Consider the following 23,229-nt stretch of genomic DNA (forward strand, 5'->3'; position numbering starts at 1 on the left):
ACCAGTTCTTTGCATCTCGTTGACCGAGAACATAACCCGGCCCGCATGTTGCCAGAATAAGGTCCTAGGCCGCCAGTACTGGGATGATGAACGGGTGACGAATGTGGACGACGTCCTGACGGGCCTGGATCCCGAGCAACGCGCGGTCGCCGAGGCCGTGCGCGGGCCCGTGTGCGTGCTCGCGGGTGCGGGCACGGGCAAGACCAGGGCGATCACCCACCGGATCGCGCACGCCGTACGCAGCGGGGTGGTCGACGCGCAGAGCGTGCTGGCTGTGACGTTCACCACGCGGGCGGCGGGGGAGTTGCGCCAGCGGCTGCGTGCGCTGGGGGCGCCCGGCGTGCAGGCTCGCACCTTCCACGCGGCCGCGCTGCGGCAGCTCACCTATTTCTGGCCGCGGGTGATCGGCGGCTCGGCGCCCTCGATCATCGAGTCGAAGCTGCCGGTGCTGGTGGAAGCCTGCCGCCAGATCCGGAAAAATCCCGACCGGTCCGAGTTGCGGGACATCGCCGCCGAGATCGAGTGGGCCAAGGTCACCCAGGTCGGCCCTGAGGACTACGTCGCCGCGGCAGCCAAATACCACCGCACGCCACCCGCGCCTGCCGAGGAGATCGCCCGGCTCTACGAGGCATACGAGCATCTCCGGCGCGAGCGCCATCTGGTGGACTTCGAGACCATCCTGGAGCTGACCGCGGCCGTGATGACCGAGCACCAGGAGGTGGCGGCGCAGATCCGCCAGCAATACCGCTATTTCGTGGTCGACGAATATCAGGACGTCAACCCGTTGCAGAAGCTCCTGCTCGACACCTGGCTCGGCGGGCGCGACGACATCTGCGTGGTCGGCGACCCCAACCAGACGATCTACTCTTTCACCGGCGCCAGCCCGCGCTATCTGACGGGGTTCGCGGTGGAGCACCCGCAGGCCGCCGTGATCAAGCTGGTCCGCGACTACCGCTCCACCCCCCAGGTGGTCGACCTGGCCAACCTGGTCATCGCCAAGAGCAAGTCGCCGCACCGCCTCGAGCTGCTCGCTCAGCGCCCGGACGGGCCCAAGCCGGTGTTCGCCGACTACGACGACGAGCCGGCCGAGGCCGCCGGGGTGGCCAGGTCCATCAGGAAACTGCTCGACAAGGGTGTGCCGGCGCGCGAGATCGCGGTCCTGTTCCGGGTCAACTCCCAGTCGGAGGCGTACGAGGAGGCTCTGGCCAAGGCCGAGATCCCGTACATGCTGCGTGGCGCCGAGCGCTTCTTCGAACGCCCCGAGGTCCGCCAGGCGGTCGTCCTGCTGCGCGGCGCCGCGCGCTCGGCCACCGGCGAGCCGCTGGCCTCCGAGGTGCACCACATCCTCGCCGGCGTCGGCCTGACCCCGTCACCGCCCGGCGGTGGGAAGGCCAGGGAGCGGTGGGAGTCGCTGAAGGCCCTGGCCGACCTGGCGGAGGACGTGGCCGCGGAGGGCGGCGACCTGCCCGCGTTCGTCGCCGAGCTGGAACGCCGCGCCTCCGAGCAGCACGCTCCGCCGGTGGAAGGCGTCACCCTAGCCTCGCTGCACTCCGCCAAAGGCCTGGAATGGGATGCCGTGTTCCTCGTCGGCCTCACCGACGGGATGCTCCCGATCATCTACGCCGAGACCCCGGAGCAGATCGAGGAAGAGCGCCGCCTCCTCTACGTCGGCATCACCAGGGCTCGCGAGCACCTGTCACTGTCGTGGGCGCTGGCCCGCGCTCCCGGCGGGCGTAAGAGCCGCCGCCCGTCCCGGTTCCTTGACGGCCTCACCGGCCGTACCTCCAGCCCGCCTCGCCTGGCACCGCCGAGCCGCGAGCGCCGTACGGTGGCCGCGCCCGTCAGCTGCCGGGTCTGCGCCAAGACGCTGGTGACGGCGGCCGAGCAGAAGCTGGGCCGGTGCACGACCTGCCCGGCGGACTACGACGAGGCGCTCCTGGAGCGGCTGAAGGCGTGGCGCACGGCCACGGCCAAGGAGTCCAAGGTCCCGCCCTTCGTCATCTTCACCGACGTGACGCTGCAGGCGATCGCGGAGCGGGCGCCGGCGACGGAGCAGGAGCTGCTGTCGATCGCCGGCATCGGCCGCGTCAAGGTCGAGCGGTATGGTGCGGCGGTCCTGTCCCTCTGCCGCTCGTAACGAACCCGAAATCCCAGCACGGAATCATCGGACACAGCTGGGCTGCATTTGGGAGGAAATGGGCGGCACGTCAGACTTGTCCAAGTATCGGAACGCATGAGGGGGACGGAGACGTGAACGAGGCGCTCAAGGAGCTGCTCGACCTGCTCGACCTGGAGCAGATCGAGCTGGACATCTTCCGGGGGAGGAGCCCCGAGGAGCGCATCCAACGCGTCTTCGGCGGCCAGGTGGCGGCGCAGGCCCTGGTCGCGGCCGGCCGCACGGTCACCGGCGACCGCAACGTGCATTCGCTCCACGCGTATTTCATCCGCCCTGGCGACCCGTCGATCCCGATCGTCTACAACGTGGATCGGGTGCGCGACGGGCGTTCGTTCAGCACCCGCAGGGTCGTCGCGGTCCAGCATGGCAAGGCGATCTTCACGATGTCGGCGTCGTTCCACGTCCTCGAGGAGGGCGTGGAGCACCAAGCGTCCGTGATGCCCGCCGTGCCAGGTCCCGAGACGCTGCCGACGTTCCAGGAGCGCATGTTCGAGCTGGTCGGAGACCACCCGGAATTCCGCGACTGGCTGTCGCGGCCCCGGCCGGTGGACTCCCGGCACGCCTCGCCGCTGACCTGGGAGGCCTACAACAAGCCCGAGTTGCGCAGCGCCCAGACCAATGTGTGGTTCCGCTACGACGCCGAGCTGCCCGACGATCCGCTCCTGCACGTGGTGCTGGCCGCGTACGCCTCCGACTTCACGCTGGTCGACACGATCCTGCTGGCGCACGGCATGGCCTGGGGCGTCTCGAACATCATGGGCGCTTCGCTGGATCACGCCATGTGGTTCCACCGCCCCTTCCGCGCCGACGACTGGCTGCTCTACGCCCAGGAGGCGCCGTGGTCGGCTGGCGCGAGGGGGCTGGCTCGTGGTGAGATGTTCACCGCGTCGGGCGATCTCGTGGTCTCCGTCGTCCAGGAGGCCATGATCAGGCCACTGAAATAGGGCGACGAAGTTACGAAATCGCAGGTCGAAAATATGTTGCCCCTTCCCGGGTTCCCGGTTTAGGGTCATGGTCAAGCGAGTCGGACACTCCTGTTCCGACGATCTCAGAGAGTGGAGGTGAGCCCCGGTGATCAGCATTCAGATGTCGGCCACGAAGTGGCTCGCTTCCGCATGCCGTGACGCGGTGAGGCTCGTCGATGGGCCGGCCAAGTTGCGGCACGAGAAGTCTGTCCGTAGCCAGGCCGCCGCCTTCTCCGCGCGCGCCCACGTCAGTGGGGCCGTGCAAGGCGCTCCCGTCTACGCAGGACGTATCGAACTGCCGGCCAACCAGCTCACCAAGGGTGGACTGTGCGGTCCGCAACCCTGGAGGGATACACCGGTCATAACCTGACCGGCGAAAGTAGCCCCCAGGCCGCGGATCCACAGACGGATCCGCGGCCTATTTGTTTGTCCGTGATCCCGACCCACCTACGAGGTGTCCCGACCAAGATCAAAAAAGATCGACAAAAGGAGAAGAAGATGGGGGCCAAGACGATCATGGACCTGATCGACGAAGCCAAGATCCCCTGTCGTACCGACCCTGACCTGTGGTTCGCCGAGTCGCCGGAGGACGTGGAGTTCGCGAAGGCGCTCTGCGGCGGCTGCCCGATCCAGAAGTCCTGCCTCGACCGCGCGCTCGAGCGCGAGGAGCCGTGGGGCGTCTGGGGCGGCGAGCTGATCCTCAGGGGGACCATCGTTCCCCGCAAGCGTCCGCGCGGGCGTCCCCGCAAGCACCCGGTCGCTGCCTGAACCACCGCGCACCTTCTAGCCAGAAAGAGAAAAACCAATGAGAGCTCAGCCGACGAGGAGCAGCGGAATGTCTTATCTCATCCATGACCTGGTCAATGACCGAATACAAACCCTCCACCGGGAGGCGGAGGAGCAACGCCTCGCCCTGCGCGTGAGTCGTGTGCAGCGGGCGCGGCGAGAGGTCAAGAAGGCCAACGACCGCCTCCGCAAGGCCCTGGACCGGGAGTTCTGACCGGGGAGATCCTGCCGCCGGCGCAGGATCTCCCCGTGAGACCCCAGATCAGTGAAGAGCCGGGCGCAACCCAGCGCCCGGCTCTTCCCCTTTCCACGACAGACGCCCTCACCGCGGGCGGCCGAGGGCGTCTGCCTCCTCGGTCTAGGCGGTGGGCCGTACCTCCCTCCGCACACTGCGGGCGGGTGCGACGGGCTCCTCCTGCGCGGACCAGAGTCGCGCCGCCATCCACGCCACCCCGATCGCCGCCAGCACCAGCCCGCCCAGATACACCGGCAGCGGCATCAAGTTCCGCAGCGACCCGGGAATCATCCCCACGGCGTACAGGCTCACGGCCACGACCGGCATCGCCCCGCTCCGGATCGCTGCCACGCCGAACGTCAGCACCCCCATCACCAGCACGACCGACGTGACCAGGAAGGCCCGCCCCGTGCCGCCCGCCAGCAGAGCGCTCACCGTGCCGCCGCCCAAGTACGGGAAGACGAAATGAAGGATGTACTCGATGGCGAACGCCCCAGCCAGCCCGGCTGAGTTGAGCACGTAGCCGACGAGCCCAAGACTGCCCGCCGTACCCCGAATGTGCAGATAGATCCCGGTGATCGCGAGTAAGCCGGTGAGCGCCGCGAACGGTGCGATGGCGTGCGTGAGCGCCGTCTCCGGCAGGAACCCCGCCCGCCTGGCGGAATTGATGACGAGCAGCAGGGCGCAGACGAACCCCGCCGCTCCGGTGACCCGATAGACCCGCATCTCGAAGTGCCCCTTCTCTCGGTGATAACGCTCGTTATGATGCTCGTTATCGCCAGATATGGTGAGGGTGTGCCGAGAGACGTAAGCATCCCGAAAGAACTCGGCGCCCTGCGCCAGGACCTGCTCGACGCGGCCATGCGCGTCCTTCGCGAACATGGCGCGCTCCACCTCACCCTCCGCCGCGTGGCAGACGCCGCCGGGACCTCCACCATGGGCATCTACACCTGCTTCGGCGGCCGCGCCGGCCTCCTGGAGGCGATCTACCGGTACGGTTTCAGCATCCTCCACGAGGCGATGACCAGGTCGCTGAACGGCTCCACGGACCCGATCGCCCGGATCATGGCGGTGGCGTACGGCTACAGGCGGTTCGCGCTGTCCGATCCCGCCCTCTACGCCCTGATGTTCGAGCGTCCGCTCCCCAACTTCGACCCCTCGCCCGAACAGCGCAACGACGCCCTCAGCCTGACCTTCTCCGTGCTCACCGAGGCCACCTCCGCCGCCGCCGAGGCCCATCTCATCCGCTCGATGGACCCCGTGCGCGCGGCGTACCTGGTGTGGACCACGATCCACGGCATCGTCAGCATCGAGCTCACGTGCTCGCTCCGCAGCCCGCTCCCCGGTTGGTTCCTGGATTCGCGCGAGGAAGGCGAGCGCGTCCTCACCGACGGCGTCAACGCCCTCCTCTCGGGCCTCGCCTAACGCATTCGCGCTCTATTGCGCGGCGTGCAGATGAGCACGTTGCCGGAGGTGCGCCACTGGCCGGATTGCAGCTGGGCGCAGGCGACGCCAGGGTCGCAGGTGAGCGCAGGGCACGCGAGGGTCGCAGGTGAGCGTAGGAGACGCGAGGGTCGCAGGTGAGCATAGGTGACGCGAGGGTCGCAGGCGGCCGCAAGCGACGGCCGGGGTTGTGAGGCGAGCACAGGCGATGGTCGGGGTTGCACGTGGGCGCAGGCGACGGCTGGGGTTGTAGGTGGGCAGGCGATGGCCGGGGTTGTAGGTGGGTGGGCGCAGGCGACGGCCGGGTTGAAGCCTGGCGCAGGCGGGGACGCCCGTTAGCCGATTGCCAAGGGCTGGTCGTCGGGGTCGTCGGCGAAGCCGGGGACCCAGCGGATCACCTCGTCGCGGAACCGGGCCGTGGTGCCCAGTTGGCAGAGCACGCCCACGCCTGCCGCATGCACCCGATGGATGAGCACGTACGACGTCGGCAGGTTGAGTTGGCGCACCACGTTGCCGGGGCGTAGGTCCGTGACGCCGGCCGCCTGAGCCTGGAGCCACTCCCGGCTGAACGAAAACTCCTCCACCGCCGTCGGCTCGACATACGGCGCGAGGAAGGCACGCAACGCGTCGGGGTCGATCTCGATGTCACTGCGGATGAAGCCCTCCTGGCGCAGCCCCATCACGACGGTTTCCATGTCGCCCTGGTTGAAGATGCGCATTAACTGCCCGAAGACCCTGGGGTAGCCATCAGGCATGCGGTTGACCGCGCCGAAGTCCAGGACACCGAGCTTGCCGTTGGCCAGCATGCGGAAATTGCCCGGGTGCGGGTCGGCGTGGAGCATCCCCACCCGAGCCGGCGAACAGAACAGGAAACGGACGAAGAGCAGGCCGGCGTGGTCGCGCTCTTCTTGGGTGCCCTCGGTGATGACGCGCGACAGCGGAGTGCCGTCCATCCACTCGGTGACCAGCACCATTTCGTTGGCTGCGATCACGTCAGGGACGTGGAAGTCGGGATCGCCGTCGAACTCGAGGGCGAAGGCATGTTGGGCCTCGGCCTCGCGGAGATAGTCGAGCTCCTCCGCGACCCGCTCACGCAGCTCCGACAGCACGGCCTTCATGTCGAGGCCAGGCAGTAAGACGCCGAACAGCTTGCCCAGCCGGGCCAGCTGGGCGAAGTCGCCGAGCAGGGCCTTGCCCGCCCCCGGGTACTGGATCTTGACAGCCACCTCCCGGCCGTCGCGCCACACGGCCTTGTGCACCTGGCCGATGGAGGCGGCGGCGGTCGGCTGGTCGTCGAACGAGCGGAAATGGTCCCGCCAGTCGTCGCCCAACTGCTCCGTGAGCACCTTGTGGACGGTGGAGACGGGGAGCGGGGGAGCGGCGTCCTGCAGCTTGGTCAAGGTGGCGCGGTAGGGGCCGACGATCTCCGGCGGAAGCGCCGCCTCGAAAATCGACAGCGCCTGGCCGAGCTTCATCGCACCGCCCTTGAGCTCGCCGAGCACCTTGAAGACCTGCTCGGCCGTACGCTGCTGGACTTCCTGCGCCACGATCTCAGCGGACTTGCCGCCGAGACGTTTGCCCAGTCCGAGGGCGGCGCGACCGGCGAATCCCAGGGGAAGCGTGGCCAGCTTGGCAGAACGCGTGACAGCACGGCGCGGAAGATCGCTCACACTGATGCGCGGAACCTCGGCAGAGATGCCGCTTCCCCCCTTCGTGGTCGTCCCCGGGAACAGGTCAGTCGCGTTTGGGCGACATGACCATTCTTAGCGAATAAGGATCGTTTCGCATACAACGACATTGCGGGTGTACGCGCCACGCCTGCCTTTTCCAGTGCCAATCAGGGGAGACGTCCATTGTGCCGTTCGTCACAGCGGGCTCCTGGCCGTCGAGATGAGCAAGCGCATGCCCGGTCGCCTGTGCCGCGACCAGGGTCGCGAGAGTCGTGTCGCAGGCGATCTCGCCGGGCGGATAACCGCCCAGCCGAGCGGTGACGATCGGCCAGGCCGGGTCGTGGTCGCGGCGGGTCAGGTCCAGACAGTGCAGGCATGCCGTCTCGCCGGGCAACACGAGCGGGCCGACCGTGCCGTGACCTTCGAAGGCGGATGCCAGCAGGTGGGGGATGCCGAGGCAGGTCAGCTCGTTGACCAGCACGCCGTCCAGCGGGCCGACGGGCGCGAGGATGACCAGGTCGGGACGGTCTGACCGGTCTCCCAGGTACGTTCCTCCGGCCAGCACCTCGACAGCCGGCCTGACGCGCTCCTGCCCGTCGATCCGCTGGTCCTTTCGCCTCCTGCGGGTGACCGGCTGAGCTCCATCTCCTCCCCGCCCGGTGCCCGCCTGTGCCTGAGTCCCCGGAGCCTGCGCTGTGGAAGCCTGCGTCCTTTGAGCCTGCCCCGTGGAAGCCCGCGCCCTGTGAGCCTGCACCATGGGAACCTGCGCCCTTTGAGCCGGTGTCCCCTGGGGCGGCGCGCTACGTCCCTGGCCGGCCTGCAACCCAGACGCCGACGAAGCCGAGCCGGGGGCGCCGGGCGGTGGGACGCGGGAGCCGGTGGCGCTGGACGGTGGGACGCGGGAGCCGGTGGCGCTGGACGGTGGGACGCGGGAGCCGGTGGCGCTGGACGGTGGGACGCGGGAGCCGGTGGTGCCGGGCGGTGGGACGCGGGAGGCGGTGGTGCCGCGCCAGCCCGAGATCAGCCTACGGGCCGCCGCCACCGCGCCCTCCTCCCGCGTCAGACCCAGCTCCGACCACGTCAGCCCGCCGGGCGTGATGTCGCTCGCCCGGACGGCGCCCGAGTCGATCACTCGGATGTGCCCCACACCGGCGGCCGCCAGCAGGACCACGATCTGAGCACCCACCCGCCCGGCCCCATAGACCCGCACCCGGGCGGTCCGCCGCCGCATCAGGAGCCCGATTCCGCCCTCGGGCGCGGTCGAGGCCAGGTCCAGGGCATCGAGGTCGGGTCTCAAACGGTCGCGCTCGGCCAGTGTGAGGTCGCGAAGGGGCGCGGGGCTGGTGGCGGCGTCGTGGAGCGCGCCTTGCGCGGTGAGCTGGTCAAGCAGGGAACGCGCGCCGCACTCGTCGAGCCCGGCGGCGTTGGCCGCGTCCAGCACGCGCGCCAGGTCACGGGTGCCGTCGAGGCCCTCGAGCCACTGCTGGACTGATCGGGCCAGACCGGACAGCTTGATGGCGCGCAGCGGGTGCACGCCGTATTGCAGGGTCTGCTCGTCGCGGACGATGCGCCGGAGGGCGGGCTTCACACGTGGCCTCATGGCGGGAAAGGTTCGCACGGCGCAGCAAGATCCCGAGTGGGTTCCGGCCCGCCTGTGGATAACTTCCGGCCCTCGTCTGCGTCCGGCCCGCGCGCGATGAGGTCCCGCCGGTTGCGAGGCGAAGGATAAAGATCCGGTAAATCAATCTTTCCTGAAGAATGACCTACGCTTCCCCGGCCGGTCATCGCCTCGAAGATCGCCCAGTAACCCGTATCGATTGCCGCAAGTCCGCCCAAAGCTGCCCAGAACCAAGACCATCAAGGCCCTGAAACCCGCGCTGTGCTGGGAATTCCTGTCCCGCCCCGCCACCAGGACCCCGTCAGGCCTGCTGGAGTGCCTGGCCGCGCATCGGGAAACGCGTCTGCCCAAATTCACCGGGTCTTAATCATCTGACCAGCAGAAACAACGTCCACCCTCTGTGGAATTTCGCCAGTCTCGGCTACCGTGCATATGTGCCCCCCGAGACAGTCGAGGTTCGTCGCAGTTCTCGTCGCCGGCGTACGGTTTCCGCCTACCGCGACGGCGACAAGACGATCGTGCTCCTGCCCGCCTGGCTGAGCGGTGAAGACGCGGATGAATGGGTGAGCCGGATGCTGGATCGGCTGGCCGCGAAGGAAAGCCGGCGGAGGCCGACCGAAGAGGGCCTGCTGGAGCGGGCCAGGGAGCTGTCGGCGAAATATCTCGACGGCAAGGCCGAGCCCGTGAGCGTGCGCTGGGTCGACAACCAGCAACACCGCTGGGGCTCCTGCACCCCGGAGAACGGAACGATCCGGATCTCCACCCGCCTCAAGGGCCTGCCCGAATGGGTCATCAACTACGTGATCATCCACGAGCTCGTGCACCTGCTCGTGCCCAGCCACGGCCCCCAGTTCTGGGCGCTGGTGGAACAGTATCCGAAAGCGGAGCGGGCGCGCGGGTTCTTGGAGGGGTTCTCCGCCGCGGCCCATACGGCGCCGGAGGAGTGTTGACGCGGCTCGCCGCGGTCCTCGTACGTCAGCACATGGCGCAGGCGGCGCCGCCGGGCGTCGACCCGCGAGAGTTCCTCGAGGCGATGGCCGAGGACACCTACGAGATGGTCGCGGGACTCGAGCTCGTCACCCCCGTCCTGATCACCAGTGTGCCCGGCCTGGAGGAGATCGTCTGGCCCGGCACCGAGATCGTCACGATAGCGGAGGACGAGCCGTTGCAGGCCGTGCTCGGCCGGCTCAAGGCCGATCAGGCCGCCGTGATCTGCGGTGACGCGCCAGACCTGCCGCCCCTGCTGGTCGGCAAACTGTTCAGGGAGCTCGGCAGGGCGGAGATCGCCGTCTGCCCGGCGGAGAACGGCGGCGCCGTGGCTCTGGCCTGCGCACTTCCCGCCCCCGCCTGGGCCGCCCCGGACCTGGACGACGAGAACGTGGTGGGCGCGCTGCGCGCCCAGGCCCCGGGACCCCGGAGGGTCGCCACCACCCCGGGCTGGCACCGCCTGCGCACACCGCAAGACGTCGAACGCCTGGACCCCGGCCTCGAGGGTTGGGACAACACCAGAGCGCTGATCAGCGCACGGTGAGCGACCCGGCTCAGGTCCACGGTGAGCGACCCGGCTCAGGTCCACGGTGAGCGACCCGGCTCAGGGCGCGAGGCGTGACCTGGCTCAGGGCACGGTGAGCGCGGCCAGCACGGCGCGATGGTCGGTTCCCGGGACGTCACGCACGCTGACTTCCCGTACGCCCACCCGCTGGTCCACCAGCACATGGTCGATCGTGATGATCGGCGGCACCCGCTTGTTGGCCGGCCACGTCGGGATCAACCCCGCCCCCACCTGAGCCGCAGCGTCCTTGTAACCCCTGGCCAGCAGCTTACGCAGGGCCGCGTGGTCGAGGGAGGCGTTGAAGTCGCCCGCCAGGATCCGCACCCGGTCGGGAGAGGTGGACGGCAGGGCGGCCAGCGCGTCGTTCCACTGGGTGACGTTCGGGCCGAGCGGCGGGTAGGGGTGCACGTCGACGAACTCGATCGGGTTCCCGCCAGGCAACGACACCAGCGCGGCGGGCATCTTGTGCCCCACCGGCGGCGCCACGTCGGGCAGCTGCTCCATGGCGTGCTTGGAGTAGAGCCCGCTGCCGCCGGCGCTCCACTCGTCCTCCAGCACGCGATGCGGCATCAGCTCTTTGAGCCCGGCCGCGTCCAAGTCGGCGACCGCCCCGGGCGTCAGCTCCTGCGTGCTGAGCACGTCAGGCTCGAACTCCCGGACCAGCTTCATGATCGCGTCGATGTCGGCCCTGCCGTACAGCATGTTGATCGTCATGACCTTGAGCGGCCGGCCGGCCGTCGCCTCGGCCGTGCCCAGTGCCCTGGGCAGCACGCTGAAACCGAGTGCGGTCGTGGTGAGTAACGCCACGGCGGTGGCCGCGCGTTTGCGCCCGACCGCGGCGATCAGGAGGGGAACCAGCGAGCCCGCCGCCGCGTACGGGGTCGCGGTCATGAGCTGCGTGGGCAACGACCCCCGCTCCAGCCCCGCCACCCTGGCGACCGCCCACGCCGCGAACGGGCTCACGGCCACCCACGTCAGCGCCGACCCGGTGAACCTCCGGCGTCTGCGAGCGGGCGTCACGATCGTGCCGCCGATGGGCGACTCAGCCGAAGTGCTCACCAAATCCCCCTCTGGAGAACGACGCAAAGGACTCTAGCCAAGTGCGCGCGAACCAGAGCCGAGCACGGCCTGTCCACGTTTGGCCAATCGCCGCGTCGCGTCGTCCGACGGGTCGGGGATCTCGTCGACGGGGAACCAGCGCAGGTCCAGCGACTCCTCGCTGATCACCGCCTCGGCGCCGGGCGGCGCCACGGCCGCGTACTCGACGTCGAGGTGCCAGCTGTTCGGCGGGTGGCACCACACGACGTGCTTGTCCACCGCCAGCGGGCCAGGAAGCAGCTCAAGTCCGGAAATGCCGGACTCCTCCCAGGCTTCCCGCAGCGCCGCGGCCGCGAGCGAGGTGTCGGAGACCTCGCAGTGCCCGCCCATCGGCAACCACATCCCGGCCTTCGGATGCAGCGTGAGCAGCACCTGCGTGCCGTCGTGCGACAGCACCGCCGTCGTCGCCGTCAAGTGCCCGGGCACACACGCGCGCGACATCGCGTCGTCGTGCGCCCGCAGGTGGTCGAGGAACTCCTTGCGCAGCGCCTCTTCCTCGGGCGTGGGCGCGGTCCAGGCGGACAGCACCGCCACCGCGTCGCGGTGCAGGCTCAACTCTTGTCGCCCTCGCCGTCGCCCGGCTCGCGCTGGTCGCCCTGCTCGCCTTCAGCCTCGGTGCCGCTCGGCTTGCCCTCGAACTGGGAGATGTCCCAGGCGGCCTCGCCGCGGACGAACGCGTCGGGGTCGTCGAGGTCGTCGGCCGTCGGCATGAGGTCCGGGTGGCCCCACAGCGCGTCGCGGCCGTCGATCCCGCGCTCGATCTCCAGAGCCCGCCACAGCGCCGCCGCCTCGCGCAGCCGCCGGGGCCGCAGCTCCAGCCCCACCAGCGTCCCGAACGTGACCTCGGCGGGACCGCCGGTGGCCCGGCGCCTGCGTACGGTCTCGGCCAGGGCGACGGCGGAGGGCAGCTTGCCTTCGGCGGCCCGGTCGACCACGGTGGCGACCCAGCCCTCGACCAGGGCGAGCATCGTCTCCAGCCGCGCCAGGGCGGCCTTCTGCCGCTCGGTCTCCTCAGGCTTGAGCAGCTTGCCGCCGCTCAGCGCCTCCTGGATCGCCTCGGGGTTGTTGATGTCGAGCCCGCGGATCTGCTCTTCGAGCGCGGAAGTGTCGAGCGTGATGCCCTTGGCGTATTCCTCGACCGCGCCCAGCAGGTGCGAGCGCAGCCACGGCACGTGCTGGAACAGCCGGTGGTGCGCGGCCTCGCGCAGCGCCAGATAGATCCTGATCTCCTCGGAGGGCATCTCCAGGCCCTCGCTGAAGGAGGCGATCCCGCCGGGCAGCAGCGCGGCCGTGTCGGACAGTGGCAGGCCGATGTCGGTCGTGCCGATCACCTCGCGGGCGAGCGAGCCGATGGCCTGGCCGATCTGCTGGCCGACCATCATGCCGCCCATTTGCTTGAGCATGCCCATGAGAGGGCCGGCCATCTGCTGGGCCTCGGGCGGCAGGCCCGAGCCGCCGAGAGCGCCGCCCATGGTCTCGACCATGCGCTCGGCGATCGGCTCGCAAAGTTTGCGCCAAATCGGGATGGTGTTTTCGATCCACTCGGACCGGCTCCAGGCCTGCGGGTTGGCCACGCCGCTGGGCAGCGCGGTCGCCTCGTTCAGCCACAGGTCGGCCAGGCTCAGCGCCTCCACGATCTGGCGGCGCTCGCCTTCCATGACGCTCGGATCGCCCTCGGCCACCACGGCATGCCGGGCGATGTTCTTCGCCATGTCCCAGTTGACAGGGCCTGAACCCTGAGGCGCCGACAACATATCGGCGAACTGGCGCATCGCCTGAGCCATCTGCTCAGGGTTGCCGAACATGGCGAACGGGTTTTCGTTAGGGTCGTTTTCGCGACCTGGCAGGTCAGTCACCGCTCTACCTCGTGCAGGATGGAGGAGTCCACATCCGCCACGTTAGTCGTCCTACGGCGGATCAGTGCAAAGTGAGGACCTGGTGCCTACCTCGAAACGCCCGCGCCATCCCGTCGTCGCCGTGACCGGCGCGGCCTCCGGCATCGGCCGCGAGCTGCTCGCAAGGCTCGTATCCTCCGCGGGTTTCCGCAGGGTGGTGGCCATCGACGAGCAGCGCGGTGACGTTCAGGAAGCCACGTGGAGAGTGATCGACGTACGGGATCCGCTCTTGGCGAACCGCATCGCTGACATCGACGTGCTGGTCCATCTGGCCGGCGACTACGCGGTGGACTCCGACCCGGTGGCCCGGCGGGCCTACAACCTGCGCGCCGCCCAGACGGTGCTGACGGCGTGCGCCGCGGCACGCGTGCGCCGTGTGGTGTTGGTCACGAGCGCGATGGTCTACGGCGCCGCGCCGGACAACGAGGTGCCCCTGCCCGAGGACGCCCCGGTGGCGGCCGAGCCCGACACCGGCGTCGTGGGCGACTACCTGGAGATCGAGTCCCTGGTGCGCAGATCGCTGCGCAGCCATCCCGGGCTCGAGGTGACCGTGCTGCGCCCGGCGGCGGTCGTCGGCCCGGGCGTCGACACCGTGATCACCCGGCACTTCGAGTCGCCCAGGCTCCTGACCGTCAAGGGCTGCACCCCGCACTGGCAGTTCTGTCACGTCGAGGACCTGATCTCGGCGCTGGAGCTGGCCGCCCGCGGAGTCGTCACCGGTGTGGTGGCGGTCGGCTCCGACGGGTGGCTGGAGCAGGAGCAGGTCGAGGAGCTGTCCGGCATCCGCAGGTTCGAGCTGCCCGCGGGGCTGACGTTCGGCACGGCGCAGCGGCTCCATAGGCTCGGCATCACCCCGGCGCCCGCGACCGACCTGCACTACGTGGTCTACCCGTGGGTCGTGGACTGCACGGCGCTGCGGGAGGCGGGCTGGAAGCCGTCGTGGACCAACGAGGCCGCGCTCGAGCAGCAGCTGGAGCTGCTGGAGAAGAGGACGACCGTGGTCGGCAGGCGGCTGCCCGTCAAGGAGGCCACGCTCACCGCGGCCGGCGCCACCGTGGCCGTCATCGGCACCGCCGCGATCGTCCGCCAGGTACGCAAAAAGAGGCGTCAGTAAAGGTTAGGCTCTTTCCCGTGGACGTCATCCGATTGCTTGGCATTCGCGACACCCCGCTGTCCGTGGACGAGGTGCTGGCCGCCGTGGGCGACCACGCCGCGGGCGGCACCACGATCTTCGTCGGCACCGTGCGGGAGCAGGACCACGGCAAGCCCGTGACCAGGCTCTCCTACTCCGCGCACCCCACGGCGGAAGCCGAGCTGCGCGCGGTGGCGGAGAAGGTCGCCGCCGACTTCCCCGTGACGGCGCTGGCCGCCGTGCACCGGGTGGGCGACCTGGAGCTGGGCGACGCGGCCGTCATCGTGGCGGTGGCCGCCCCGCACAGGGACGAGGCGTTCCAGGCCTCCCGCAGGCTGATCGACGACCTCAAGGCGCAGGTCCCCATCTGGAAACACCAGGTCTTCGCCGACGGCGAGACCGAGTGGGTCGGCGCCTGCGAATAAGCTCATCATCATGTCACGACGCGCCCTGACCCTGCTGCTCGCGGGATTCCTCGTGCTCGCGCTGGGGGTGGTGGGAGCGTTCCGCCCGGTCCCGTACGTCGTGCTGAGCCCCGGCCCGACCGAGAACACCATCGGCGAGGTCGACAAGAAGCCCGTGATCGCGATCAAGGGCCGGCAGACCTATCCCACCACCGGTGCGCTGAGCCTGGTGACGGTGGCCTACCAGGGCGGCCCGGCCGCGCAGATCGACCTGCTGACGGCGTTGCGCGGCTGGATCGACCCCACCGTGGCCGTGGTCCCGCAGGAGACCATCTTCGCTCCCGACCGCGACCCCAAGGACGTCGAGGAGGAGAACACGGTCGAGATGACCAACTCCCAAGACTCCGCCACCGCCGCCGCGCTCACCGAGCTCAAGATTCCCTTCAGCATGGTCGTGACCGTCCTGTCCACGGAAAAGGGCAAGCCCGCCGACGGCAAGTTGCAAAAGGGCGACGAGATCAACTCGGTCGACGGCAAGGCGGCCACGGACGTCGACGTGGTGAGCGACGGGGTCAAGGCACACAAGCCCGGCGAGAGCGTGACCTTCAACGTCACCCGGGGCAAGGAGAAACTCGACGTCACCGTGCAGACGGTGGACGCCAAGGGGCAGCCCCAAGTGGGCGTGGTCATGCAGGCGAAATACAAGTTCCCGTTCGACGTCGACATCAATGTGGGCGACGTCGGCGGGCCCAGTGCGGGGCTGATGTTCTCGCTCGGCATATTGGACAAGCTCACGCCCGGTGAGCTCACGGGCGGCAAGAAGATCGCCGGCACCGGCACCATCCAGCCGACGGGCGAGGTCGGCGCGATCGGCGGCATCCAGCAGAAAATGGTGGGCGCCAAGGAATCCGGCGCGACCATATTCCTGACCCCCGCCGACAACTGCGCCGAGGCCATGAAGGCGGTTCCCGGGGGCCTTCGGCTGGTCAGAGCGGATACCCTGCATGACACAGTGCTGGCGCTCGACGCGCTGCGCACGGGCAACGGAAACGTGCCCGCGTGCGAGGCCGGATGAAACTTCTGGCGACCGCCGTGCGTTAGCCGTATGGCTGGCCTAGCGGTGTAGGTTGCCAGAACATCGACCGTTTCTTCATCACGACGAGGGGTTGGCCTTGAGCTTCCGGACCCCAGGAGCCGGCAGGGCGATGCGCTTGCCCCGTCGGCCACGACTGCTTCTGCCTGTGGCGATCGCTCTCGTGGCGATCGTGGCATTGTTCTTCCTGTTTTCCGGTATCTATACCGACTATTTGTGGTTTGACGCTGTCGACTACTCGTCGGTGTTCACCGGCGTAGTGCTGACCCAGATCGCGCTTTTCGTGGTCGGGGCGCTGCTCATGGTCGCCATCGCCGGCGGCAACATGCTGCTGGCGTTCCGCACGCGGCCGATGTTCGGGCCCGCGATGTTCGGTGGCGCCAGCGGCGCCGATCGCTATCGCATGGCGCTCGATCCCCACCGTAAGCTGATCTTCATCGTCGGCATGGGACTGCTCGCGCTCTTCTCCGGCTCCTCGTTCGCGGGGCAGTGGGAGACGTGGCTGAAGTTCATCAACGGTGTGCCGGTCGGCAAGCAGGACAGGCTGCACGGGTGGGACATCTCGTTCTACATGTTCGACCTGCCGTTCATCCGGATGACGCTGAACTTCCTGTTCACCGCCGTGATCATCTCGGCCATCCTGGCGGCCATCACGCACTACCTCTACGGCGGGTTCCGCCTGCAGTCGCCGGGCGTGCACGCCTCCAGGGCGGCGCGGGTGCACCTGTCCGTGCTCCTCGGCATCTTCGTGCTGCTCAAGGCCGTCGCCTACTGGGTCGACCGCTACAGCCTGGTCTTCTCCGACCGCGGCTTCGTGCACGGCGCGTCCTACACCGACGTCAACGCCGTCCTGCCGGCCAAGACCATTCTCGCGATCATCGCGCTGATCTGCGCCGTGCTGTTCTTCGCCGGCGTGGTGCGGCCCGGCGGCATGCTGCCCGGGGTCTCCTTCGGCCTGCTGGTGCTCTCGGCCATCCTGATCGGCGGCGTCTATCCGGCGCTGGTCGAGCAGTTCCAGGTCAAGCCCAACCAGCAGGGCAAGGAGGCGGCCTACATCCAGCGCAACATCGAGGCCACGCGGGAGGCCTACAACGTCGACAAGACCGAGGTCGAGACCTACAACGCCCAGGCCGACCCGACCAAGGTCCAGCCTCGCGGCGACACCTCGGTCTCCGGTGTGCGACTGCTGGACCCGGCGCTGGTTTCGTCCACCTACGAGCAGACCCAGCGCATCCGCGGCTTCTACAACTTCGCCGAGCCGCTCGACGTCGACCGCTACCCCGACAGCACCGGCAAGATGATCGACCATATCGTCGGCGTCCGGGAGCTGACAGGTCCGGACGCGGGCCAGAACAACTGGATCAACCGGCACCTGGTCTACACCCACGGCTACGGCTTCGTCGCGGCGCCTGGCAACAAGGTCGACTCCCAGGGCCTGCCCGACTACGACGCCAAGGACATGCCGGTCACCGGCTCGCTCGTCGACAGCACCAAGCTCAAGGAGCCGCGGGTCTACTACGGCGAGGACCAGACCTCCGGCGACTACGTCATCGCCGGCGGCAACCCGAAGAACCCGCAGGAGCTCGACTACCCGAAGACGGGTGGCACGGGCCAGGAGAACACGACCTACACCGGCGGCGGCGTGCCCGTCGGATCGTTCTTCAACAGGCTTCTCTACGCCGCCAAGTACGGCGAGGCGAACATCCTGCTCTCGGGCGACGTCAACGACAACTCCAAGATCCTCTACGAGCGCAACCCGCGTGACAGGGTCCAGAAGGTCGCCCCGTTCCTCACGCTCGACGGCAACCCCTACCCGACGATCGTCGACGGGCGCATCGTCTGGATCGTCGACGGCTACACGACGTCCAACGACTACCCGTACTCGCAGAGCGAGAGCCTCGACGACATGACGCGCGACACGTCGACCGACCGCCGCGTGATCGCGCAGCAGCCGAGCGACAAGATCAACTACATGCGCAACTCGGTCAAGGCCACGGTCGACGCCTACGACGGCACGGTCAAGCTCTACGGCTGGGACACCAACGACCCGGTGCTCAAGACCTGGAGCGCGGCCTTCCCCGGCATCATCCGCCCGGCCTCGGAGATGAGCGCCGAGCTGCGCAGCCACGTGCGCTACCCGGAGGACCTGTTCAAGGTGCAGCGCTACACCCTGTCGCGCTACCACATCACCGACCCGGCCGCCTTCTACAGCGGCCAGGACTTCTGGAACGTCCCCGGCGACCCCACCCAGGGCGACAAGAACATCAAGCAGCCGCCCTACTACCTGACCACCACGATGCCGGGCGGCACGCCGGCGTTCTCGCTGACGACGACGTTCGTGCCGCGTCAGGGGCCCAACCTGGCGGCGTTCATGGCGGTCGACTCGTCGGCCGGCTCCGGCTACGGGCGCATCCGCATCCTGCGGATGCCGTCGAGCACCCCCATCCCCGGTCCTGGACAGGCGCAAAACTCCTTCCAGAGCCGGTTCGCGGGTGAGCTCAACCTGCTGGGCGTCGGCGCCTCGTCGGTCCGCTACGGCAACCTGCTGACGCTCCCGTACGCGGGCGGCCTGGTCTACATCGAACCGGTGTACATCCAGGTGGCCGCCGGCGGCGGGCAGGAGCCGTACCCGATCCTGCAGCGGGTGCTGGTGTCGTACGGCGCCAAGATCGGTGTGGGCCGCACGCTGGACGAGGCTCTGAAAGAGGTCTTCGGCGACCAGGAACAGCAACAGCAGCAGCCCCAGCAGCAGCAACAACAGCCCAGCCAGACCAGCACGGCGCTCAACACGGCGATCTCCAACGCCAGGAAGGCCTACGAGGACGCCCAGAAGGCGCTGCAGGCCAGCCCGCCGGACTGGGACGCCTATGGCGAGGCGCAGAAGCGGCTGGAGGAGGCGCTGAAGGCACTGCAGAGCGCCAACACGCAGCAGCCGGCGCCCACGGCCAGCCCGACGGCCTCGCCGACCGCCACGCCCACCACCTCGCCGACGGGATCGCCCTCGCCGACAGGATCACCACAGGCGCAGGGCACGTCTTAGCCGTTCGGTTTGCGCCATCCCCGCGTTGCCGTCTAGTCTTAAGGCACAACGCGACGCGGGGTGGAGCAGTTCGGTAGCTCGCTGGGCTCATAACCCAGAGGTCGCAGGTTCAAATCCTGCCCCCGCTACCATGTCGAAAGGCCCGGGAAACCGGGCCTTTCGTGCGTTCTGCGGCGGGTTTCCTTTAACTGGCGCGAGCACTCGCTCGGGGCTGTATAGTTATAGACGTAAGACAGCAACGCGGGGTGGAGCAGTTCGGTAGCTCGCTGGGCTCATAACCCAGAGGTCGTAGGTTCAAATCCTGCCCCCGCTACTAAACACAAAGTCCCCGGCCGAACGGCCGGGGACTTTGTCATTTCCAGCGGGTATAGTGCCCTTCTCGCCGCAGGCGGGCGTTGCTCCCCGACCGCGCGAGTGATTACATCATTACATGACTGATGAGACAGCGCCGACGCTGTACGAGTGGGCGGGTGGCACCGAGGCGTTCGAGCGGCTGACCGAGGCGTTCTACCGCACCGTGGTGAAGGATGACGTGATCGGGCCGTTGTTCGCGCACATGGACCCGGATCATCCCCAACACGTGGCCATGTGGTTGAGCGAGGTGTTCGGCGGCCCTGACCGCTACACCAAAGAACGCGGCGGCTACTCCAACATGCTCCGCCACCACCTCGGCAAGGCGATCACCGAGCAGCAGCGCCGCAGGTGGGTGAATCTCCTCATGGACGCCGCCGACGAGGTCGGGCTGCCCGACGACCCAGAGTTCAGGGCGGCATTCGCCGGCTACATCGAATGGGGCACCCGATTGGCCAAGCACAACTCCCAGCCCGGGGCGACGCCTCCGCCGCAGGCGCCGGTGCCGCACTGGGGTTGGGGGGTCGCTCCGCCGTACCAGCCTTAACCTGGAGGAATGGGAGGCACGGCCCGCGGGCGGTTGCGCGTCTACCTGGGCGCGGCGCCAGGGGTGGGCAAGACGTTCGCCATGCTGAGCGAGGCGCGCCGGGGCCGTGAACGCGGCAAGGACGTGGTCGTGGGTTTCGTCGAGACCTACGGCCGCGCCCGCACCGCCCGCCTGCTCGAGGGCCTGGAGATCCTCCCGAGGAAGACCATGGCCTACCGGGGCGCGACGTTCACCGAGCTCGACCCCGACGCCGTCATCGCCCGCGCTCCCACCGTGGCGCTGATCGACGAGCTCGCCCACACGAACGTCCCCGGCTCCCGCAACCCCAAGCGCTGGCAGGATGTCGAGGAGATCCTCGACGCCGGCATCGATGTCATCTCCACCGTCAACATCCAGCACCTCGAATCGCTGAACGACGTGGTCGAGCAGATCACCGGCGTGCGACAGCGCGAGACCGTGCCGGACGAGGTGGTGCGGCGGGCCGACCAGATCGAGCTGGTCGACATGGCGCCTGAGGCACTGCGCCGCCGCATGGCGCACGGCAACGTCTACGCCCCCGAGAAGCTGGACGCGGCGCTGGCCAACTACTTCCGCGTCGGCAACCTGACCGCTCTGCGTGAGCTGGCGCTGCTCTGGGTGGCGGGCAAGGTCGAGGAACAACTCGACCGCTACCGTACGGAACACTCCATCCACGGCACCTGGGAGACCCGCGAGCGCGTCGTCGTGGCGCTCACCGGCGGCCCCGAAGGGGACACGCTCGTCCGCCGGGCCGCGCGCATCGCGGCGCGCACCAAGGGCGCGGATCTGCTGGCCGTGCACGTCACCAGGGCCGACGGTCTGGCTTCCGGCGGCGACCCGGCGCACCTGGCCCGCCAGCGCACGCTGGTCGAGGACCTGGGCGGCACGTACCACCAGGTGATCGGTGACGACGTGCCCCGGACGCTGCTCGAGTTCGCGCGCGGCGTGAACGCCACCCAGCTCGTCCTCGGCGCGTCGAAGAGAGGGCGGCTGGCGCAGATCGTCTCGCGAGGGGTCGGGGTGACGACGACGGCCCTGTCAGGAACCATCGACGTGCACATGGTCACGCACGAGGCGACCAGGAAGGTGCGCGATCGGGCGCGGTCGAGGGCGGCGCTGACCCGCACCCGGCGTGCGTACGGCTGGGGGCTGACCTTGGTCGGGATGCCGCTGCTCACGGCCGCACTGCGGCCGCTGCACCTGTCGCTGCCCAGTGAGATCCTGCTCTTCTTGCTGCTCGTGGTGGGCGTGGCGCTGGTGGGCGGCATGTGGCCGGCGCTGGCGGCGGCGGTGCTCGGGTTCGGGCTGCTCAACTGGTTCTTCACACCGCCGCTGCACACGTTGACGATCGCCGAGCCGGAGAACGTGCTCGCGCTGGCCATCTTCGTGCTCGTCGCGGTCATGGTGAGCACGGTCGTCGACCTGGCGGCCAGACGGAGCAGAGAGGCGGCGCGATCGCGGGCCGACGCGGAGGTGCTCGCCACGCTGGCCGGCCATGTGCTGCGGGGCGAGGCGGCGCTGCCGTCGCTGCTGGCGAGGATGCGTGAGACGTTCGGCCTGACCTCGGTGACCCTGCTCGAACGCACGGACAATGCTCAGACCGGGCCGATCCCGGAGCGGATCAGCCACACCCGCCGGGACGACGGCTGGCGGATCGTCTCCACCTCAGGCGGTCCGCCCGCCACCTCGCCTGGGACGGCGGACATCGACATCATGATCGACGACCGGCTGGCGTTGGCCGCCCACGGGCGGCTGCTCGACGCCAGCGATCGGCGGGTGCTTGAGGCGTTCGCGGCCGAGGCGGCGGTCGCGCTGCGGCAGCAACGACTGCGGGAGGCGGCCGAACGGGCCCGGCCACTGGCCGAGGCCGACAAGATGCGCACCGCCCTGCTCGCCGCCGTCAGCCACGACCTCCGTACGCCCCTCGCCTCGGCCATGGCCGCGATCGAGAGCCTGCGCGTTTCCGAGATCATGTGGTCGGAGGAGGACCGCGCCGAGTTGCTCGCCACCGCGAATGAGTCGCTGATCAAGCTCAACCGCCTGATCTCGAACCTGCTCGACATGAGCCGGCTGCAAGCCGGCGCCCTCGGCGTGACCCTCCAGCCCGTGGCGATCGAGGACATCCTTCCGCGCGCACTCGACGACCTCGCCCCCGCGCCCGGCCTGATCAAGAGCGACATCCCAGCAGACCTCCCCGAGATCCTGGCCGATGCAGCGCTGCTGGAACGAATCCTCGTCAACCTCATGGCGAACGCCGCCCGCTACACCTCCGAGGGGGAGCACGTGCTCGTCACGGCGAGCCGGCTCGGCGAGAACGTCGAAATCCGCATCATCGACCGGGGCCCGGGCATTCCGCAGGAAGCGCATGAAAGGGTGTTCATGCCCTTCCAACGGCTCGGCGACCGCGACAACCACACGGGAGTAGGGCTGGGCCTGGCGCTCTCGCGCGGCCTCACCGAGGCGATGGGAGGCACGCTCGTCCTGGAGGACACACCCGGAGGGGGACTCACCATGGCCGTCTCGCTGCGGAGGGCCGCATGACCCGCGTGCTCGTCGTGGACGACGAACCGCAGATCCTGCGCGCCCTGCGGGTCAATCTCGCCGCCAGGCAGTACGAGGTCGCGGTCGCGCCCGACGGCGGCACGGCGCTGCGCCATGCCGCCGACTGGCATCCCGACCTGGTCATCCTCGACCTGGGACTGCCCGATCTCGACGGTGTCGAGGTCATCCAGGGGCTGCGGGGCTGGACGTCCGTGCCGATCATCGTCCTTTCCGGGCGGTCGGACAGCTCGGACAAGGTGGACGCGCTCGACGCGGGCGCCGACGACTACGTGACGAAGCCGTTCGGCATCGACGAACTGCTCGCCCGCATCCGCGCGGTGACCCGCCGTACGAGCCAGCAAGAGGAGGTCTCCTCGGTACAACTGGGCGACCACGTCATCGACCTGTCCAGCAAGACGATTTCGGGAGGGGTACGGCTGACGCCCACGGAATGGCACTTCCTGGAGATCCTGCTGCGGAACCCGGGCAAGCTCATCAGCCAGCGCCACCTCCTGACCGAGGTCTGGGGCGCCTCCTATCTCAAGGAGACGCACTACCTGCGCCAGTACATGGCGCAGCTGCGCCGCAAGCTCGAACGCGACCCGGCCCACCCGGCGCATCTGCTGACGGAGCCCGGTATGGGGTACCGGTTCCAGCCGTGACCT

The 23,229-nt window shown here is 68.9% G+C and carries 20 protein-coding genes and 2 tRNA genes; 16 read left to right on the plus strand and 6 right to left on the minus strand.

Annotation, left to right across the window (positions count from 1 at the left end; genetic code table 11):
• Positions 1-103: 103 nt before the first annotated feature.
• The 4 genes from OHA25_RS19615 (at position 104) to OHA25_RS19630 (ending at position 4,141) form a co-directional block, all read left to right on the plus strand.
• Complete coding sequence (locus OHA25_RS19615) at positions 104-2,137, plus strand: ATP-dependent DNA helicase UvrD2 (protein ID WP_327591009.1); 2,034 nt, start codon at positions 104-106, stop codon at positions 2,135-2,137.
• A 113-nt stretch (positions 2,138-2,250) separates the two neighbouring features.
• Positions 2,251-3,120, plus strand: coding sequence for an acyl-CoA thioesterase (locus OHA25_RS19620; protein ID WP_327588989.1), 870 nt, complete (start codon positions 2,251-2,253; stop codon positions 3,118-3,120).
• Between the two features lie 519 nt (positions 3,121-3,639).
• The gene (locus OHA25_RS19625) at positions 3,640-3,909 is read left to right on the plus strand and encodes a WhiB family transcriptional regulator (protein WP_327588990.1); all 270 of its coding nucleotides are present in this window, start codon (positions 3,640-3,642) and stop codon (positions 3,907-3,909) included.
• 67 nt (positions 3,910-3,976) lie between these two features.
• A complete protein-coding gene (locus OHA25_RS19630) occupies positions 3,977-4,141 on the plus strand; it encodes a hypothetical protein (protein ID WP_305924159.1) in 165 nt (54 codons plus the stop codon).
• Between the two features lie 144 nt (positions 4,142-4,285).
• Here the strand turns inward: OHA25_RS19630 and OHA25_RS19635 are convergent, their stop codons facing one another.
• Complete coding sequence (locus OHA25_RS19635; protein WP_327588991.1) at positions 4,286-4,888, minus strand: hypothetical protein; 603 nt, start codon at positions 4,886-4,888, stop codon at positions 4,286-4,288.
• A gap of 69 nt (positions 4,889-4,957) precedes the next feature.
• On the opposite strand from OHA25_RS19635, the gene OHA25_RS19640 reads away from it, so the two are divergent.
• Positions 4,958-5,587, plus strand: a complete 630-nt coding sequence (locus tag OHA25_RS19640; protein ID WP_327588992.1) for a TetR/AcrR family transcriptional regulator — start codon at positions 4,958-4,960, stop codon at positions 5,585-5,587.
• A gap of 353 nt (positions 5,588-5,940) precedes the next feature.
• Here OHA25_RS19640 and OHA25_RS19645 read toward each other — a convergent pair whose 3' ends face one another.
• Both OHA25_RS19645 and OHA25_RS19650 read right to left on the minus strand, forming a co-directional pair.
• Positions 5,941-7,275: an ABC1 kinase family protein gene (locus tag OHA25_RS19645; protein WP_327588993.1), complete on the minus strand. Its 1,335-nt coding sequence runs from the start codon at positions 7,273-7,275 to the stop codon at positions 5,941-5,943.
• Positions 7,276-7,339: 64 nt separating this feature from the next.
• Complete coding sequence (locus tag OHA25_RS19650; RefSeq protein ID WP_327588994.1) at positions 7,340-8,863, minus strand: ThiF family adenylyltransferase; 1,524 nt, start codon at positions 8,861-8,863, stop codon at positions 7,340-7,342.
• A gap of 464 nt (positions 8,864-9,327) precedes the next feature.
• Between OHA25_RS19650 and OHA25_RS19655 the strand changes: the two genes are divergently transcribed.
• Both OHA25_RS19655 and OHA25_RS19660 read left to right on the plus strand, forming a co-directional pair.
• Complete coding sequence (locus OHA25_RS19655) at positions 9,328-9,843, plus strand: M48 metallopeptidase family protein (RefSeq protein ID WP_327588995.1); 516 nt, start codon at positions 9,328-9,330, stop codon at positions 9,841-9,843.
• Positions 9,840-10,424, plus strand: a complete 585-nt coding sequence (locus OHA25_RS19660) for a hypothetical protein (RefSeq protein WP_327588996.1) — start codon at positions 9,840-9,842, stop codon at positions 10,422-10,424. Before OHA25_RS19655 ends, OHA25_RS19660 begins: the two co-directional genes overlap by 4 nt.
• An 84-nt stretch (positions 10,425-10,508) precedes the next feature.
• Here the strand turns inward: OHA25_RS19660 and OHA25_RS19665 are convergent, their stop codons facing one another.
• The 3 genes from OHA25_RS19665 to OHA25_RS19675 are packed head-to-tail and all read right to left on the minus strand — an operon-like array spanning position 10,509 to position 13,348.
• Entirely contained in the window at positions 10,509-11,504 is a 996-nt protein-coding gene (locus OHA25_RS19665) for an endonuclease/exonuclease/phosphatase family protein (protein WP_327588997.1), read from the minus strand.
• Between the two features lie 33 nt (positions 11,505-11,537).
• A complete protein-coding gene (locus OHA25_RS19670; RefSeq protein WP_327588998.1) occupies positions 11,538-12,098 on the minus strand; it encodes an NUDIX hydrolase in 561 nt (186 codons plus the stop codon).
• A complete protein-coding gene (locus tag OHA25_RS19675) occupies positions 12,095-13,348 on the minus strand; it encodes a zinc-dependent metalloprotease (protein ID WP_327591010.1) in 1,254 nt (417 codons plus the stop codon). The genes OHA25_RS19670 and OHA25_RS19675 overlap by 4 nt, the downstream gene beginning before the upstream one ends.
• Before the next feature lie 130 nt (positions 13,349-13,478).
• On the opposite strand from OHA25_RS19675, the gene OHA25_RS19680 reads away from it, so the two are divergent.
• The 9 genes from OHA25_RS19680 (at position 13,479) to OHA25_RS19720 (ending at position 23,226) form a co-directional block, all read left to right on the plus strand.
• Positions 13,479-14,552 carry an NAD-dependent epimerase/dehydratase family protein gene (locus tag OHA25_RS19680; RefSeq protein ID WP_305924220.1) on the plus strand — a complete coding sequence of 358 codons (1,074 nt, stop codon included), beginning with the start codon at positions 13,479-13,481 and terminating at the stop codon, positions 14,550-14,552.
• A 17-nt stretch (positions 14,553-14,569) separates the two neighbouring features.
• Positions 14,570-14,995, plus strand: a complete 426-nt coding sequence (locus OHA25_RS19685) for a molybdenum cofactor biosynthesis protein MoaE (RefSeq protein ID WP_327588999.1) — start codon at positions 14,570-14,572, stop codon at positions 14,993-14,995.
• Between the two features lie 10 nt (positions 14,996-15,005).
• Positions 15,006-16,049 carry a YlbL family protein gene (locus OHA25_RS19690; RefSeq protein ID WP_327589000.1) on the plus strand — a complete coding sequence of 348 codons (1,044 nt, stop codon included), beginning with the start codon at positions 15,006-15,008 and terminating at the stop codon, positions 16,047-16,049.
• A 130-nt stretch (positions 16,050-16,179) separates the two neighbouring features.
• Entirely contained in the window at positions 16,180-19,107 is a 2,928-nt protein-coding gene (locus tag OHA25_RS19695; RefSeq protein WP_327589001.1) for a UPF0182 family membrane protein, read from the plus strand.
• Positions 19,108-19,161: 54 nt separating this feature from the next.
• Positions 19,162-19,238: transfer RNA gene (locus OHA25_RS19700), tRNA-Met, on the plus strand.
• Between the two features lie 108 nt (positions 19,239-19,346).
• Positions 19,347-19,420: transfer RNA gene (locus tag OHA25_RS19705), tRNA-Met, on the plus strand.
• Positions 19,421-19,537: 117 nt separating this feature from the next.
• A complete protein-coding gene (locus OHA25_RS19710) occupies positions 19,538-20,005 on the plus strand; it encodes a group II truncated hemoglobin (protein ID WP_327589002.1) in 468 nt (155 codons plus the stop codon).
• Positions 20,006-20,014: 9 nt separating this feature from the next.
• Complete coding sequence (locus OHA25_RS19715) at positions 20,015-22,564, plus strand: sensor histidine kinase (protein ID WP_327589003.1); 2,550 nt, start codon at positions 20,015-20,017, stop codon at positions 22,562-22,564.
• Positions 22,561-23,226 carry a response regulator gene (locus OHA25_RS19720; RefSeq protein WP_327589004.1) on the plus strand — a complete coding sequence of 222 codons (666 nt, stop codon included), beginning with the start codon at positions 22,561-22,563 and terminating at the stop codon, positions 23,224-23,226. The genes OHA25_RS19715 and OHA25_RS19720 overlap by 4 nt, the downstream gene beginning before the upstream one ends.
• The last annotated feature ends 3 nt before the right edge of the window (positions 23,227-23,229 follow it).

The organism is Nonomuraea sp. NBC_00507 (genome assembly GCF_036013525.1).
GTDB lineage: Bacteria > Actinomycetota > Actinomycetes > Streptosporangiales > Streptosporangiaceae > Nonomuraea.

Coding starts and splice junctions, on each gene's coding strand:
- OHA25_RS19625 (WP_327588990.1), top strand. CDS start 3,640: ATGGGGGCCAAGACGATCATGGACCTGATCGACGAAGCCAAGATCCCC.
- OHA25_RS19630 (WP_305924159.1), top strand. CDS start 3,977: ATGTCTTATCTCATCCATGACCTGGTCAATGACCGAATACAAACCCTC.
- OHA25_RS19635 (WP_327588991.1), bottom strand. CDS start 4,888: ATGCGGGTCTATCGGGTCACCGGAGCGGCGGGGTTCGTCTGCGCCCTG.
- OHA25_RS19675 (WP_327591010.1), bottom strand. CDS start 13,348: ATGTTCGGCAACCCTGAGCAGATGGCTCAGGCGATGCGCCAGTTCGCC.
- OHA25_RS19690 (WP_327589000.1), top strand. CDS start 15,006: ATGTCACGACGCGCCCTGACCCTGCTGCTCGCGGGATTCCTCGTGCTC.
- OHA25_RS19695 (WP_327589001.1), top strand. CDS start 16,180: ATGCGCTTGCCCCGTCGGCCACGACTGCTTCTGCCTGTGGCGATCGCT.
- OHA25_RS19710 (WP_327589002.1), top strand. CDS start 19,538: ATGACTGATGAGACAGCGCCGACGCTGTACGAGTGGGCGGGTGGCACC.
- OHA25_RS19715 (WP_327589003.1), top strand. CDS start 20,015: ATGGGAGGCACGGCCCGCGGGCGGTTGCGCGTCTACCTGGGCGCGGCG.
- OHA25_RS19720 (WP_327589004.1), top strand. CDS start 22,561: ATGACCCGCGTGCTCGTCGTGGACGACGAACCGCAGATCCTGCGCGCC.